At 42.2% G+C, this 15128-nt stretch carries 13 protein-coding genes and 1 pseudogene; 13 read left to right on the top strand and 1 reads right to left on the bottom strand.

Annotated features, from left to right (window positions below; genetic code table 11):
* Positions 1 to 339: 339 nt before the first annotated feature.
* The 7 genes and pseudogenes from K5Q73_RS12455 to K5Q73_RS12485 all read left to right on the top strand — a co-directional run bounded on the left by K5Q73_RS12455 (position 340) and on the right by K5Q73_RS12485 (position 8895).
* A complete protein-coding gene (locus K5Q73_RS12455; RefSeq protein WP_220759439.1) occupies positions 340 to 3186 on the top strand; it encodes a TonB-dependent receptor domain-containing protein in 2847 nt (948 codons plus the stop codon).
* Positions 3187 to 3943: 757 nt separating this feature from the next.
* Entirely contained in the window at positions 3944 to 4726 is a 783-nt protein-coding gene (locus K5Q73_RS12460) for a DUF3450 domain-containing protein (RefSeq protein WP_220759440.1), read from the top strand.
* Complete coding sequence (locus K5Q73_RS12465) at positions 4726 to 6081, top strand: MotA/TolQ/ExbB proton channel family protein (RefSeq protein ID WP_220759441.1); 1356 nt, start codon at positions 4726 to 4728, stop codon at positions 6079 to 6081. Before K5Q73_RS12460 ends, K5Q73_RS12465 begins: the two co-directional genes overlap by 1 nt.
* Positions 6081 to 6605 (top strand): MotA/TolQ/ExbB proton channel family protein, encoded by a 525-nt coding sequence (locus K5Q73_RS12470; protein ID WP_220759442.1) that lies wholly within the window; start codon positions 6081 to 6083, stop codon positions 6603 to 6605. Before K5Q73_RS12465 ends, K5Q73_RS12470 begins: the two co-directional genes overlap by 1 nt.
* 13 nt (positions 6606 to 6618) lie before the next feature.
* Complete coding sequence (locus K5Q73_RS12475; protein ID WP_220759443.1) at positions 6619 to 7023, top strand: biopolymer transporter ExbD; 405 nt, start codon at positions 6619 to 6621, stop codon at positions 7021 to 7023.
* A 1-nt stretch (position 7024) separates the two neighbouring features.
* Positions 7025 to 7645 carry an energy transducer TonB gene (locus K5Q73_RS12480; protein ID WP_220759444.1) on the top strand — a complete coding sequence of 207 codons (621 nt, stop codon included), beginning with the start codon at positions 7025 to 7027 and terminating at the stop codon, positions 7643 to 7645.
* A gap of 2 nt (positions 7646 to 7647) precedes the next feature.
* Positions 7648 to 8895: pseudogene (locus K5Q73_RS12485) on the top strand (hypothetical protein).
* A 71-nt stretch (positions 8896 to 8966) separates the two neighbouring features.
* Here the strand turns inward: K5Q73_RS12485 and K5Q73_RS12490 are convergent.
* Positions 8967 to 9473, bottom strand: coding sequence for a diguanylate cyclase domain-containing protein (locus K5Q73_RS12490; protein ID WP_220759446.1), 507 nt, complete (start codon positions 9471 to 9473; stop codon positions 8967 to 8969).
* A 69-nt stretch (positions 9474 to 9542) separates the two neighbouring features.
* Between K5Q73_RS12490 and K5Q73_RS12495 the strand changes: the two genes are divergently transcribed.
* From K5Q73_RS12495 to K5Q73_RS12520, 6 genes are all read left to right on the top strand, one after another.
* Positions 9543 to 11372, top strand: coding sequence for a DUF885 family protein (locus K5Q73_RS12495; RefSeq protein WP_220759447.1), 1830 nt, complete (start codon positions 9543 to 9545; stop codon positions 11370 to 11372).
* A gap of 113 nt (positions 11373 to 11485) precedes the next feature.
* Positions 11486 to 11764 (top strand): peptidylprolyl isomerase, encoded by a 279-nt coding sequence (locus K5Q73_RS12500; protein WP_220759448.1) that lies wholly within the window; start codon positions 11486 to 11488, stop codon positions 11762 to 11764.
* A 31-nt stretch (positions 11765 to 11795) separates the two neighbouring features.
* Positions 11796 to 12329, top strand: a complete 534-nt coding sequence (locus K5Q73_RS12505) for a GNAT family N-acetyltransferase (protein ID WP_220759449.1) — start codon at positions 11796 to 11798, stop codon at positions 12327 to 12329.
* A gap of 70 nt (positions 12330 to 12399) precedes the next feature.
* A complete protein-coding gene (locus K5Q73_RS12510) occupies positions 12400 to 12630 on the top strand; it encodes an RNA-binding S4 domain-containing protein (RefSeq protein ID WP_220759450.1) in 231 nt (76 codons plus the stop codon).
* Positions 12631 to 12649: 19 nt separating this feature from the next.
* Entirely contained in the window at positions 12650 to 13036 is a 387-nt protein-coding gene (locus tag K5Q73_RS12515; protein WP_220759451.1) for a ribonuclease E inhibitor RraB, read from the top strand.
* Positions 13037 to 13153: 117 nt separating this feature from the next.
* Positions 13154 to 15127, top strand: coding sequence for an NERD domain-containing protein kinase family protein (locus tag K5Q73_RS12520; RefSeq protein WP_220759452.1), 1974 nt, complete (start codon positions 13154 to 13156; stop codon positions 15125 to 15127).
* Position 15128 lies beyond the last annotated feature (1 nt).

Genomic DNA, 15128 nt, shown 5'->3' on the forward strand with positions numbered 1-15128 from the left:
TAAAGTTATGAGATATGTTATCGTATAAAATTATATGCTTTTTCATGGTCTTATGTCGTTTTTTATGGATGGCACTTATCGCGTAACTTCATCTTCATTTACTGACTTTTATTCCTATTCCCTTAGATATAGCCAATAAACATCGTTAAAGACTAATTTAGCCGTTGGCTGAACTTGCGTGTATTTGTGTCTATATGTATCAGTTAAAGCCTTATGTGTTTCAAATGTTGTAAATATGTTTCTGGTGTGTTTTTATTTGTGTGCAAATTCTCACTTATGCAACTTTTTGTTAATGAGTGTGTTGCTAAAAAAATAAAAGAGAGTCCAGGGAGATTTACAATGTATAAGAATAACTGTCTAACAAACTCAGTGCGTCTAGCACTTGTTAGTGGCGCTATGACTGCTGCTTTTACCGCACCAGCAGTGTATGCAGCCGATGAAGAAGTAGAGCGTATTGAAGTAACGGGTTCACGCATTAAGCGAACTGATATGGAGACTTCTTCTCCAATTCATGTAATGGATGCTGAGCAGATAAAAATGAGTGGTTTTACCAATGTCGAAGACATTCTAAACCAACTTCCACAACTAGAAACTGCAAGTAACGCTTTCCAAGCTAACGGCGCCTCAGGTACAGCTTCGCTTGATTTACGTGGTCTAGGTAGTAATCGTACATTAGTACTTATCAACGGCCGTAGAATGCAAGCAGGTAGTATTACCTCACAGAGTGCCGATATTAACCAAATCCCAGCAGCGCTTATTAAGCGTGTTGAAGTGATGACTGGTGGTGCAGCAGCCGTTTACGGTGCTGATGCAGTAGCTGGTGTTGTTAACTTCATCATGGACAATGACTTCGATGGCATTTCAATCAATGTTGGTGCCTCTGGTTATCAGCATAATAATGACAATGGCTTTATTCAGGGCCTAATGGATGAGAAGGGTTTTGAATATCCGTCAGGCAATACTGATATTGATGGTAAGTCTTATAATATCGATTTAGCAATTGGTAGTGATTTTGCCGATGGTAAAGGTCACGCTGTAGCTTATGCTGTTTGGCGTCGTAACGATGAGCTACTTCAAGGTGAGCGTGATTACTCTTCTTGTGCACTAAATGGTTCACAGTCTGCTTGTGGTGGTTCAGCTAACACACCTCTAGCACACTTTGATATTTACCCTGTAGTTGACGGTGAAGTTGATTACAAGCAAAACTTTTGGGGTTACACGGATCCAAATGGTAACGGTTTCAAGCCAGATGATGGTTACCGTTATAACTATGCGCCAGTAAACCACTTTATGCGTCCAAATGAGCGTATTTCTCTAGGTTCATTTATGAACTACGAAATTAACGACCATGCACGTCCATATGTTGAGCTATCTTTCATGCAGAACCGTACTGCAGGTCAGATTGCTGAGTCAGGTACTTTCTTTAATGAAGAGTATTTGATGGACTATAACAACCCTCTGCTAACTGAGCTTCAAAAGCAGCAGTTACAAGCAGAATTTAATCAGACTGGCGATGATCAATTCGTAGCTTATATTGGTAAGCGTAATGTAGAAGGCGGTGCTCGTTCGAACAACCTAGAGCACAACTCATACCGAATCCTTACTGGTATGGAAGGTGACATCAATGATAACTGGTCATACGATGTAAACTTTAATTACTCGGCAACTTCATCTTCATCTGTGTATCAGAATGACCTACTTGCACCAAAAATCGCACCAAGAGTTGGCGCCGTTGATACTGAGTGTGTAGAGGCTGATGGTTGTTTATATTACAACGTATTTGAACCAGGCGGAGTAACAGCCGAGCAAGCAGCGCAGCTTGCTGGTGTGGGTATCCAGACTGGTCTAGTAACGCAAACTATTTATAGTGGTTATGTTACTGGTGATATCGGTGTGACCATTCCTTCTGCATCTGATCCAATTGCGATGGTATTTGGTTTTGAGCGTCGTGAGCAAGATTACGAAAGAATCTCAGATACAGTATATGAAGAAGGTCAACTACTCGGTCAAGGTGGTCCAAACACTAGTCTTAACGGTGAAATTGACGTAAACGAACTATATACCGAATTCCAAATCCCTGTACTAGACAACTTAGGATTTGACTTTGGTGCTCGTTACTCTGATTACTCAACTTCAGGTGGCAACTGGACATACAAAGTAGGTGCTGATTATACATTGGCTGATGCATATATGTTCCGTGCAAGCTTTAACCGCGCAGTTCGTGCACCAAATGTTGCCGAGTTATTTGACTCACAAAGCATTGGTCTATGGTCTGGTGCTGATGGCTGTGCAACCGATGAAGATGGTAATATTGCATTCAGTGCAGCTCAATGTGCTAATACTGGTGTCTCTATGGATCAGTATGGCAATATTGGTTCTTCGCCAGCAGGTCAGTACAACGAATTTGCGGGTGGTAACCCTGAGCTAGACCCTGAAGAAGCAGAAACTATTACTTTAGGTTTAGTTGCTAACCCATTAGATAACTTTAGTTTCTCTCTAGATTACTTCAACATTGAAATGGAAAACGTGATCAGTACTGTTGGTGCTGAGCGAATCCTAAATATCTGTGCAGAAACAGGTGATGATGCATTCTGTCAAAATGTTCAGCGTAGTGCTTCTGGTAGCCTATGGTTAGGCCAAAGCGGCTATGTTGTTAACCTAAGTGACAATATTGGTGGTCGCTCTTGGGAAGGTATTGATGCTGCGGCTCAATACAACATTGAACTTGGAAGTGGCGACCTTTCTTTCGACATCATTGGTTCTTATGCAATGAAGAAAGAAATTCAACCAATTAAAGGTAATGACGCACTATCATATGATTGTGCCGGTACTATTAGTTCAGATTGTTTTGCGACTCCAGAGTGGAGACACACATTTACAGCTAAGTACTCTGCAGCAGATTGGGTGTTAGCAGCTAAGTGGCGTTACTTTGGTGCAATTGATTACGAAGGCACTGCAGATACGCGTTTAGCAGAGCAAGGTGGAATTGATGCTTATAACTACTTTGACCTAAATGGTACTTATGTATTTACCGACTACATGTCTGTAACTGCGGGTATGAACAACTTGTTCGATAAAGAGCCACCAATGGTAGGTAACTCACTTTCAACTAACGCGAATACTATCGCAGGTTTCTATGACACGCTTGGTCGTTTCATGCACGTAAGTGTTAACCTTAAGTTCTAATGTTTAGCTTTAATACTTAGTTCTAAATTTAATTAATAAAATAGTGTTTAAAAGCCACCTTTAAGGTGGCTTTTTTTTTGTGCAAAATTTGATTTGCTTCGCCCACGTAAAGTATGTGCGATATTCGCTAAACCAATGCTCTTTATAGTCCTGAAACTTGCTTTAAGCGGCAGTGAGATATAACAATTTCTTATAGGTAAATTTTATACAATAAGCATATATTCTTGTTCAGTTAAGTTAAAACCTGTCCCTGAGTATACAGTCAGTAAAATAGCTATCAGCTTAGTGTTTTTATCAGCTTCCCCTTATTTGCAGGCGAAAAAAGCACCGTTAAAAAGTATATAAGAAACTGGTTTTACCAGATCGTGTTAATGATATGTTAAATGTCAATTTAGTGGGGGCGCGAATTAAACTTATTTTAATCAAGCGCTTATGGTTATGGTTTTGTGGTGATGCTATTTCCTGTTCCACGCTTATTAACACGGATTATTTGGAAATGCCGCTTTTGGTTGTTTTACCCCCTTTAAGGGAGTTTTCTACTAGTTTTTGGTGTTCCCAAATGTTGACACAGGTCAACATTTTGTGAAATGATGCCAGCGGGTCTACATCCTCGAAGGTGTAGAAAAGGGAAGATAATAATTAACAATCACAATAGAAAGACAGGCTTAGGCAATAGGGAACTAAAGCAAAATAAGCGCATGCACCCTGTTGTCGATAAGTTAAAGCTTTTTTAATCACTTCAAATTGGTTGGGAACTATGTCCAAGGTAAGCAATAAAACAAAAATCGCTACAGCGCTCATTGGCGCACTAGCCTTAGCAGGCAGCAACTTAGTGATTGCCGATCCTCTTTCTGACGCTCAGAAAGCTGACGCTAAAATTCACGCTGAAGCTGCATCGTCTCAGAAGAAAGTTGATAAGTATTTTGACCAAGCTCAGGACATGTTGTTCGAGTATGGGTCAGTTGCTGATGAACGTGAATCACTAAAATCTTATAACGACTACGTAGCAGGTCTGGTTGCAGATCAAGAAGCTACAATGAAATCTATTCAAGGTGACATCAACGGCGTTGATGCATTACGTCAAGGCGTAGTGCCATTGATGTTTAAAATGGTTGATGCATTAGAGCAATTTGTCGCTCTTGATCTTCCATTTAACACTGAAACACGTGTTGAGCGTGTTAACAATCTTAAGAACCTTCTTAATAGTGCTGAAGTAACCCTTGCTGAAAAGTATCGTCTAATTCTAGATGCTTACTCAATTGAGCGTGAATACGGCAGCTTCGTTGCAGTTAAAACGGGTCAGCTAGAGCTTAACGGTAAAGAAGTACTTGTAGACTTCTTTAACTTAGGTCGTGTTGCACTATATGCACAAAGCTTAGACGGTAAGTCTGCTTGGATGTATAACGATGAAACTAAAGGCTGGGATCCGCTAGATGATAGCTACCTACGCGAACTAACTAAAGGTATCCGTATCGCTCGTAAACAAGGCGCACCGGATCTATTCTCGTTACCAATCCCTGCTGCGGAGGCTGCACAATAATGAAGAAGTTTATCACTACAGCAATCGTTGCTGCGACCCTGTCATTATCGGCCGGTATTGCTAGCGCTGCAGATGCACCCAAAACAATCGACCAACTACTTAACCAAGTAAAAGTTGATCGTGCTAATGCATCTAAGACAAATGCAAAGCGTGAGCAAGAGTTTAAAAATGAACGTGGCGATAAAGCTGCATTACTAAAGCGTGAGAAAAATGCTTTAGCAGCAGAGCGTCAACGCGGAAAAGACTTAAACCAAGCGTTTTTGGATAACGAGCGTAAAATCGGTCAGTTAGAAGAAGACTTAAAAACTGCTCAAGGTGACTTGGGTGAGATGTTTGGTGTTGTTAAAGGTGACGCGGGCGATTTCGCTGGCAAGCTAGCAAGCTCAAACATCTCTGCACAGTATCCTGGTCGTGATGTATTTATTGCAGATCTTGGTGCACGTAAGCAACTTCCAAAAATCGATGAGCTAGAGCGTTTCTGGGAAGAAGCACTGTTTGAAATGGCTGAGTCTGGAAAAGTTGTTAAGTTTGAAGGTGCTGTTACGGGTATCGATGGAAGTGTAAATAACACAACTATTACTCGTGTTGGTCCGTTTAACTTATTAGCTGATGGCAAGTATGTTGTTTACAACGCAGAGCTTGGCCTAGTACAGGAGCTTTCACAGCAGCCTGACGGTTACCAAACAAAGCCTATTGCTGGTTTTGAAGCTGCAACATCGGGTGTATCAAAGCTTTATATCGATCCTATCAGAGGTACGCTGCTTAATATCTTCACTGGTAAAGCAACCATTGAAGAGCGTATCGAAGCGGGTGGTACTATCGGTTATATCATCATCGGTCTACTAGTTCTTGGTGCGCTAATCTCTATCGAGCGTCTAATCACACTAGGTGTTGTTGGTGCTAAAGTTAAGGCGCAGCGTAAGAACCTTGATAACCCAGGTAATAACGCACTAGGTCGTGTACTTAAAGCTTACCAAGACAATAAAGATGTTGATGTTGAAACACTAGAGCTGAAACTTGATGAAGCAATTCTGAAAGAAACACCTGCTCTTGAGTCTCGTATCTCAATCATTAAGGTTCTTGCCGCTATCGCACCTATGATGGGTCTACTTGGTACAGTAACCGGTATGATTGCAACCTTCCAAAGCATCCAGTTGTTCGGTACGGGCGATCCTAAGCTTATGGCTGGTGGTATCTCTATGGCACTTATGACTACGGTTCAAGGTCTAGTTGCTGCACTACCGCTAATGCTTATGCATGCGATTGTAATCGCACGTAGCAAGTCAATTGTACAAGTACTTGAAGAACAAAGTGCTGGTATCGTTGCTTCACACGCTGAGAAGAGGAAAGCCTAATGTTATTCCTGATGGATATCTGGGATTCCGTCAGGGGCTTCATGGCCTCCGGAGGCGACGTCCTCTGGTTAGTGGCTGGTGTATTGTTTGTTATGTGGGTATTGATGCTTGAACGCTACTGGTATCTAAATTGGATATCACCAAAAGAGCACAAAGCAATCATAAGCGCATGGGAAGCACGAGAGGATTCAACCTCTTGGTACGCACACCGCATCCGTGAAGCTTGGGTATCCCAAGCGAAGCAAGATTTAACGGCACGTATGCTGATTATCAAAACTTTAGTAGCTATCTGTCCAATGATTGGTCTACTAGGTACCGTAACCGGTATGATTTCAGTATTCGATGTGATGGCAGTTCATGGAACGAGTAATGCTCGTATGATGGCAGCTGGTATTTCAATGGCGACCATGCCGACAATGGCGGGAATGGTTGCAGCATTATCGGGCGTATTCTTTAGTACGCGCCTAGATGCAAAAATGAAAATCAGTTTAGCGAAGCTAAAAGACAGCATGCCGCACCACTAGAGAGAGATTGAACATGGCACGTAGAAAGCATTCAAGCGTAGAAGAAGAAGCTGAGATTGATATGACACCGATGCTCGACATCGTGTTCATTATGCTTATCTTCTTTATTGTAACAACATCGTTTGTAAAGCCATCAGGCCTTGACTATAACAAGCCTGAAGCCTCACAAGCGACGAAGAAGCCTTCAGCTAACATCTTTATTGGTGTGAGCAAGACCGGTGTCATCATGATGGAAAACCGTCAAGTTGATATCGAGCGTGTAACTGCAAACGTAGAACGTATGCTTGCAGAAGCACCAGAGGCTGCAGTATTGATTCAAGCAGACCAAGAAGCTAGACACGGTTTAGTGGTTAAGGTTCTTGATAACGTTAAAGCTGCAGGTATTGATAAGATATCTGTATCGGCGGGGAACGAATAATATGCTGAGAGGAATAGTATCACTGATAATTGGTGCTGCTGTGACTTTTGCTTTGTTTGTCTTCATGGCATTTTTGGTAGGTGGCGGTCCAACCCGCCACGATTCCTCGACAGAAACACCTGTCATTGAAATCACCATGAACAAAGATGATGCATCAGCGCAGAAAAAGCCAAGGGTTAAGCCTAAACCGCCTACACCCCCAGAGCAGCCGCCAAAGCCGGATACTACGCCACCAGATAGTTCATCTGACATTGATACAAATATGTCATTTAACATGGGTGGAGTTGAAGCCGGTGGTGCAAACACTGGATTTAAACTAGGCAACATGATGACTCGAGACGGTGATGCTACACCTATCGTTCGAATTGAGCCTCAGTATCCAATTAAAGCGGCACGTGATGGTAAAGAGGGTTGGGTACAGCTTAGCTTTACGATTAACGAGCTAGGTGGTGTTGAAGAAGTTAAAGTCATCAAGGCTGAACCTAAGCGTTTATTTGACAAAGAAGCTCGTCGCGCACTTAAAAAGTGGAAGTACAAGCCAAAGATTGTTGACGGTAAAGCCCTTAAACAACCTGGCATGACAGTTCAACTTGATTTCACTCTAGACAAAGGAGGCAGATAGTTATGACTAAAATCAATACAATTGCTGCAGCTCTAATACTTTGTTTAGGTGGAAGCGTTGCGGTAGCGCCAGTCGCTTATGCAGCAGAGAAGTGCCCGATTGAGAAGCGTAAGTCGAAAGCAGTTGGTCAGAGTGCTTCTAAAAAAGTGCAAAGATCTTTCGAGGCTTATACCGAGGGAAATCTTGACGAAGCAATTTCGATTCTTTTAGAAGCGAATGCTAAGAGTGATTTCGATAAAGCTTATATCGCCCGCATGTTAGGTAACTTTTATGCGGAAAAAGGACAAATGGCTACTGCGACTAAGTACCTGAAGTCTGCGGTTGATGCTGATATTCTTGGTGGTGTAGACCACGCACAAACTCTACGACTCTACGCTGACCTCCTGATTGGAGAGAAGAAGTTTAAAGAGTCTATCCCGATGTATTACAAGTGAATGGAGTTTACCTGTAAAGAAGATGCACAAGTCTATAAGCGTATAGCTATTGCACATTCTGAGCAAAAAGAATGGGACAAGGTACTTGCTGTTGCAGATAAAGGCCTGGCCATTTCTGAAAAGCCTGATAAAACTTTATATCAGGTGAAGCTAACAGCGTACTACAACCAGAAGAAATACAAAGACTCAGTTAAAGTCTTAGAAATAATGGTGCCATTATTTCCAGAAGATAAGCGTCTTTGGGTTCAGTTAGCTCAGTTCTATCTTTTGACCGGTGATAATAGCAAGTCGCTTGCAACATACGACTTAGCTTATAAGAATGGGTTTTTAGAGACTGCGGGTAATGTTACTCGTTTGTCACAGCTTCTAGCGGCTGATGGTTCGCCATATTACGCTGCTAAAATCATGTCTAAGAATATGAAATCTGGCTTGATTAAAGAAGACGAGAAAACACTGACCACACTGGCTGGTTTTTACCAAAATGCTAAGGAGATGAAACAAGCTGCTCAGACATACGGTAAAGCTGCTGCGCTAAATAACAGTGGTAAATTATACCTAAGACAAGGACGTATCTTGGCGTTGGATGGACAGCATAAGTCTGCCATTACTGCGCTGAAGAAGTCTTTGGATGCTGGTGTTAAAAACCCTGGTGAAGCACAGTTTGAACTGGCATTAGCTTATCTTAACCTTAAGCAATACAAGTCAGCATATAAGTATGCCAAACTTGCTGCTAATGATAAGAAAACAGCTCGTTCAGCTAAGAGCTATATTGGTTATATTAAAGAAAAGGCTCGCGTACATAACGTGACACTTTAATTTAATAGACAGATTAAAAGCCCCTTTTAAGGGGCTTTTTTATGCCATAAATTTGGCAGGGAAATAATGCACTAGAGATGGATAAGGCGATGTTCAACTGTTTGCGGTAAGCGCATTAGATCTGTGTGCTGTTCTACGGCCTCAAATAGTGCTTCAAGATAAAGGTCTCTATGAGGGCTACAAACACAGCCGCCAAGTTCATACTTTATTTCGCCGTGATGTTGCTTTTTAAGGTTATGATTAAACTCGTTGATAGTTTGCTCTAATCTATCGATAACCACATGAGCGCCAGTGTCATCAACTTCAAAAATACCCAATGCGAATGCCTGATTATCGAGTCTTGCAAGTAGATCTGTAGATCGCAATAGTGCTTGTTGTACATGCTTCATGAATAATTCTAACAATTGTGGTTGAGAAATAGTTTCATGAATGTGTGGGCATAGATACAATAAGGCCAGACTCTGATGGTCGCGCATGTGGCGATGCCATTCACGATTAAATACTTCCATAAAATAGGTTTGGTTATATACGCCTGTTTCAGGATCCCTAAACCCAGAGTTGCTGAATGAATAGATCATTAAAGGCTCCTTATTTGGTTTAAGTATAGAAAAGATACAAGACTAACAATAAAGAAAAGGAATAATAAAATGAGGAAGGCGGTTCTTGCGTTGTCAATTGGCGCAATTTTAGGGTTAGCTGGCTGCGGCGAAGATAACAAGCAAGCACAGCAAACAGAAACAGCTAAACAACAAACAGATGGGCAGACTGGCCAATTACAGTCTGCAGAGCAGGCTTACTTGTTGCTAGTGGATAACTACTTTAATGACTTATTAAAACTAGAACCAATCTACGCGACTTTTGTTGGCGTTAATGACTATAACGATCAGTTTGGTGATGGCTTATCACATGCTTATTTAACTGAGCGTCATCAACTTAATACGCGATACTTAAAAGAAGTAAAAAAAATAGATCGTAGTCAGCTGTCAAACGAGCTAAAGCTTAGCTATGACATGTTTAATTACGATCGCAACGTAGCCTTGGCTGATGAGACATTCCCTAATCATTTTATGCCGATGAACCAGTTCTATAGCACTGTGATTAGCATGGTCCAGCTAGGCAGTGGTGAAAGTGCTCAGCCGTTTAACACGGTAGAAGACTATCGTAACTGGGAAAAGCGTTTATTGGGATTCATTGAGTGGCTTAAGCTTGCTCAGGTTCGAATGAATGAAGGCATCGAGAGCAAAGTTGTATTGCCAAGAGTGTTAGTTGAACGAATTATTCCTCAGCTTAGCGCCCAGCTTGTTGATAACGTTGATGACAGTATGTTTTATACCCCGATCACGCTAATGCCAGAGACTTTTTCGGACGCCGACAAGCAAGCTATTACAGAAGAATATACTAAGCTGATTGGTGAGCAGCTACTCCCCGAGCTGACGTCATTACGTGATTACTTTCAGGATACTTATATCAAGTCGTCTCGTGCATCAGACGGTTGGTGGGGACTACCTAACGGTAAAGTCTGGTATCAACATCTTGCGAACTCGCATACGACAACGACTATGCCTGTAGATGAAATCCATAAGGTCGGTTTAGATGAAGTTGCTCGAATTTTATCTGAAATGGATAAAGTGCGAGTTCAAGTAGGTTTTGAAGGCGACCTAAGCGCATTTTTTGCATCATTATCATCAGAGCCTCAGTACTTTTTTACTGAACGCCAAGGCTTGATTGATGGTTATATGGAGCTTAAAGATAGAATTAACCTTGAAATGCCAAAGTATTTCAACGTAATGCCTAAAGCCGATTATGTGGTTAAGCCTGTTGAGAGCTTCAGAGAGCAATCGGCGGCTGGCGCATCTTATGATGCACCAGCGGTAGATGGTTCACGTCCTGGTGTGTTCTATATCAATACCTATAACCTTAAAGCGCAACCTAAATGGGGCATGACGACGTTATCATTGCATGAAGCGGCACCAGGGCATCATTTCCAGATTGCGATTAAACAAGAGTTAACCGGTGTCCCAGAGTTTCAACGCTTTGGTGGTTACACGGCTTTTGAAGAAGGCTGGGGACTTTATGCTGAATACTTAGGGATTGAGATGGGACTATTTAACGACCCATACCAATACTTTGGTAAATTGTCTGACGAGATGTTACGTGCCATGCGTTTAGTGGTAGACACTGGCCTGCATGCTAAAGGCTGGACTCGTGAGCAAGCGATTCAATATATGAAAGATAACTCGCCAATGGCTGAGTCTGACATTATTGCAGAAGTTGAGCGCTATATGGCTATTCCAGGTCAAGCGTTAAGCTACAAGGTTGGTCAGTTAAAGATCTTGTCACTGCGTGCACAAGCAGAGCAAGAGCTTGGCGATAAGTTTGACTTAAAGGCCTATCACGACCAAATTTTAACTTCAGGTTCGCTGCCGATGGAAGTGATGGAGTTAAAAGTGAACGATTGGATTGCTTCGCAAAAGTAACTTAATCAATCTGTAATAACCCAGCTGGGATGTGCCGTAATTTTTGGTATATACTGGCTGGGTTTTATTTTGCCTAAAGAAGGCAATAACATTTAATTTTTGGGAGTTAAACCATGGTACAAGCAACTGCAAGACACCTATTAGTAGACACTGAAGCACAGTGTCAAGAACTTAAGCAACAGATCATCGATGGTGCTGATTTTGGTGATGTAGCAAAAGCTAACTCTTCTTGCCCATCTTCAGCTCAAGGCGGCGATCTTGGTTCATTTGGCCCAGGCATGATGGTTAAAGAGTTTGATGAAGTTGTTTTCAGTGCACCATTGAATGAAGTTCAAGGTCCAGTTAAGACGCAGTTTGGTTACCACCTTCTAGAAGTAACAAGCAGAGGATAAATCCTACTTAGCTTGTTTTAGAGGAATTAACATGCTCGAACTGTATACCGATAGGCTGAGATTAAGAACTGTGTCGCCAGGAGACTGGGATAACTTTTTATATACTCATTCAAGTGAAGAGCTAAATGAGTATGTTCGTAAACCTCAGGCCGAAGCTGTTATACGACAAAAGTTCGAGCGTGTTTTAAAAAACCAAGAGTTTGCTGAAGGCGAGTGGTTACTCACTATCATTGAGGATGCCCACACGCAGGATTTTATTGGCTTTGTTGGTTTGCAAAATAGCGATACCGAAATGCAGCAAATGCAAGTGGGCTATATGATCCACCCTAAGGCTCACGGGCAAGGATTTGCCAGCGAAAGCTTAAAGGCTATTATTGATTGGGCTTGTTTATCTAATAAGCCACATAAATTTATTGCCTACTGTATTGCGCAAAATATTGCTTCAGCAAAAGTGCTAGAAAAGTGCGGCTTTGTGCGTGAAGGCATATTGAAAGAGAACTGTAAAATTGGCGAACAATGGTTTGATGATTACCTTTACGGACTGCTTGCAGCACAAAGGTGTTAGAAAGCATGCACTCGCATGATTAATTGAGTGCTATAATGCCGTCAGTTTTAGTTATTTAAGGCGAAATACTGTGAGTTCAGATACTCCAACGCTGACATTAAAGTCAGGCGAAGAATACATCGAGTTATATAAAGTATTGAAGGTCCAAGGAATGATGAGTGCAGGCGGCGAAGCCAAGCACGTTATTTCTGAAGGGCAAGTTACCGTTAATGGTGAAGTTGAAACCCGCAAGCGCAAGAAAGTGATTGCTGGTGAAGTGGTTAGTTTTAATGGCGAAAGCGTTAAAATTATTGCTGAATAACTAGGAAGAGAGGATAAACATGCAGTTTCCAGATGATGACAATGGCAAAATGCTTGAAGCGATGGCTGATGCCGGTATCGACTTATCAGTGGCTCTTGATGTCGACTTCTTCTTAGTTTTTGAAGATCAACGCGATGCTGAATCAGCACTTGAAGAACTGGGTAAATCAGATCTTGAAGGCGAAATTGAACTCCTTCTAAATGATGAGTCAGGTAAGTGGGAATTAATCGTTTGTTTAAACATGGTGCCTGAATACGACACTATCGTTGAGCAAGAGATCTCTCTACATGAATTTGCCCAAGAGTTCGGCGGTGTTACCGACGGCTGGGGTGTGATGCAGCATCAAGAAGGCGATGATGATTTTGCCGATGATGCACATGAGTGTGGCGACGGTTGTAAACACTAAAACAAGTCGCGAAATCAAATTTTAAATAAGCCACTTATATTAGTGGCTTTTTTGTGCCTGACAGATGAGAATGAAGCTAATAGAAAAATAAAATAATTGCCACTAAAGGAGAAAAGAATGGCAAGAATGATAAGCTTTGGAACACCGGTTAACGATGCCGAACGTTGGGCATTCTCCCTGTTAGCTGATGAACTTCCAGAGGATTATATCCTACTGACAAATGTCGAGATCCCAACAAAATCGGGACAAGCCATGGAAGTCGACGCCCTCGTCATAGGCGAGTGGGGCGTATACGTTGTCGATGTAAAAGGTTACATAGGTCGTTTAGACGCTGGCATGCATGCCTGGTCTCTGGATGGACGTGAAGTCGATAACAGTCTTGCTAAAGCTAATTATGTTGCTCGCGTATTAGCCGGTAACGTCAAGCATAAAATTCCTGTAGGGGTTTATGCGCCTTGGTGCCAAGGCATGGTGTTTGTGACAGGGCGTAAAGGCGAGGAGATTGAGCTTGAGAAGCAACAAGGCTCACTCAGCATTTATACCCCTAAGCAAATTGTCGAAGCGCTGACCACCGAGTGGGGCCTTACCGCGCCTAAAAAGCATCAAGTCACAGATACTCAAAAAGAGTTGGTGTTAGAAACTATTGGTCAAGTGGCAATTGTTGAAAAACGCAATAATCAAATCCAAGACTTTACCAAGTTGCGCTGTTTGTTTATTCAAAGCGGCCTTGAAGTCTGGCAAGCGGAATATAATCCAGGTGAATGGACTGCGCCTTGGCTTTTAAAAGTACTTATTCCTACTCAATTTGCCGATAGTGATCAATCAGAAACCCATGAAATCCAACTGAGAAGTGAATTCCAAAGACTGCAGTCACTATCAGGTTGCTGTGGTGTACCTTATTGCGCGCCATTGATTCAAGACGGCGAACAGTTAGTACTTCCTATCCGTATGCCTCGGGGCGTACCACTAAATGTGCTCGAATCCGAGCAAATGACCACTTACCAGTTGCTGGAGATATTACGCCGCAGTGTAACCGGTCTTCAACAAATTCATCGCCGTGGCTTTACCGTTGGAGGCTGGACCAGCAACTGTATTTTTGTCTCTGACATGGGTGATGTTGAGTTTATCGATATTAAAGATAACGTCACTAATAGCGAAGATATTAAGGCATACGCCGAGGGCTTTTTAGCCATTGCCGAGCAAACTAATCAGCCGCGGGTTTATCAGTGGTACCGAGAGGCGGCTGCCGGAACGACAACAGATCTAGATGCGCTGCGCAGTGATTTATCGGCACTGATTGACCACGGAGTATGTGACGCAGTGCCTGAAAAAATAGAGATCACTGCTGGCGCTATTATCGATCACCATTTTAAACTTGAGCAGTTTATTGCCGCGAAAGAAACCAGTCAGTTCTGGCGTGCGACGCATCTGCAGGGACAGTATCAGTGCGGGGTGTCAATTTACAGCAAAGTAGAGGCTAACTGGCCTACATTAAGTAGCATCTATCGCACACTTGCAAAGGTGTACCATCCTCATATTGAAAAGGTACTGGCTTTTGGTCAGTTACCCCAAAGTGAAAACCTATTTATTGCCCGTGCGTGGGAATATGGCGAGTCGATTGACGAAGTCACCAATATCAAAATGGGGCAGCCGTTAATGTGGTTTACTCAGTTGTTGACGGGTTTGCAGTATATGCATCAGATGGATATTTATCATGGTGCAATTTGCCCCAAGAATATTATTTGTAATGACAACAAAGCCATACTGGTGAATTTTGGTATTGGGCTTGATATTGCTGCCAGTCATTATGCTTGCCAATATGCCGATCCTACACTTTGGGAAGTTGAAGGCGACGCCGAAAGAGACCTATACGGTTTAGTCGCCAGCTTTATCGATGCGATGGCCCCAGAGAGCTTAAAAGGTAACTTATGCCAAGCGGGTATTATCAATGCGCTTGAAGCGTTTGATAGGCAGTGGTTCGGTGAAAAGCTTTATGATGTTTGCCATAAAGTGCTTAACTTTGATTTAAGTGTCCACTCTGGGATGAACTACTTAGAGATGTTCGACTTAGCTGAAAATGATGTTATTTAAC

Source organism: Shewanella sp. MBTL60-112-B2, from assembly GCF_019655055.1.
In the GTDB taxonomy this organism is placed as follows: Bacteria; Pseudomonadota; Gammaproteobacteria; order Enterobacterales; family Shewanellaceae; genus Shewanella.

What these genes read in the sequence shown, in the direction of transcription:
- K5Q73_RS12520 (WP_220759452.1), top strand. Translation starts at nt 13,154, where the DNA reads ATGGCAAGAATGATAAGCTTTGGAACACCGGTTAACGATGCCGAACGT.
- K5Q73_RS12500 (WP_220759448.1), top strand. Translation starts at nt 11,486, where the DNA reads ATGGTACAAGCAACTGCAAGACACCTATTAGTAGACACTGAAGCACAG.
- K5Q73_RS12505 (WP_220759449.1), top strand. Translation starts at nt 11,796, where the DNA reads ATGCTCGAACTGTATACCGATAGGCTGAGATTAAGAACTGTGTCGCCA.
- K5Q73_RS12515 (WP_220759451.1), top strand. Translation starts at nt 12,650, where the DNA reads ATGCAGTTTCCAGATGATGACAATGGCAAAATGCTTGAAGCGATGGCT.
- K5Q73_RS12465 (WP_220759441.1), top strand. Translation starts at nt 4,726, where the DNA reads ATGAAGAAGTTTATCACTACAGCAATCGTTGCTGCGACCCTGTCATTA.
- K5Q73_RS12460 (WP_220759440.1), top strand. Translation starts at nt 3,944, where the DNA reads ATGTCCAAGGTAAGCAATAAAACAAAAATCGCTACAGCGCTCATTGGC.
- K5Q73_RS12470 (WP_220759442.1), top strand. Translation starts at nt 6,081, where the DNA reads ATGTTATTCCTGATGGATATCTGGGATTCCGTCAGGGGCTTCATGGCC.
- K5Q73_RS12495 (WP_220759447.1), top strand. Translation starts at nt 9,543, where the DNA reads ATGAGGAAGGCGGTTCTTGCGTTGTCAATTGGCGCAATTTTAGGGTTA.
- K5Q73_RS12475 (WP_220759443.1), top strand. Translation starts at nt 6,619, where the DNA reads ATGGCACGTAGAAAGCATTCAAGCGTAGAAGAAGAAGCTGAGATTGAT.
- K5Q73_RS12490 (WP_220759446.1), bottom strand. Translation starts at nt 9,473, where the DNA reads ATGATCTATTCATTCAGCAACTCTGGGTTTAGGGATCCTGAAACAGGC.
- K5Q73_RS12455 (WP_220759439.1), top strand. Translation starts at nt 340, where the DNA reads ATGTATAAGAATAACTGTCTAACAAACTCAGTGCGTCTAGCACTTGTT.
- K5Q73_RS12480 (WP_220759444.1), top strand. Translation starts at nt 7,025, where the DNA reads ATGCTGAGAGGAATAGTATCACTGATAATTGGTGCTGCTGTGACTTTT.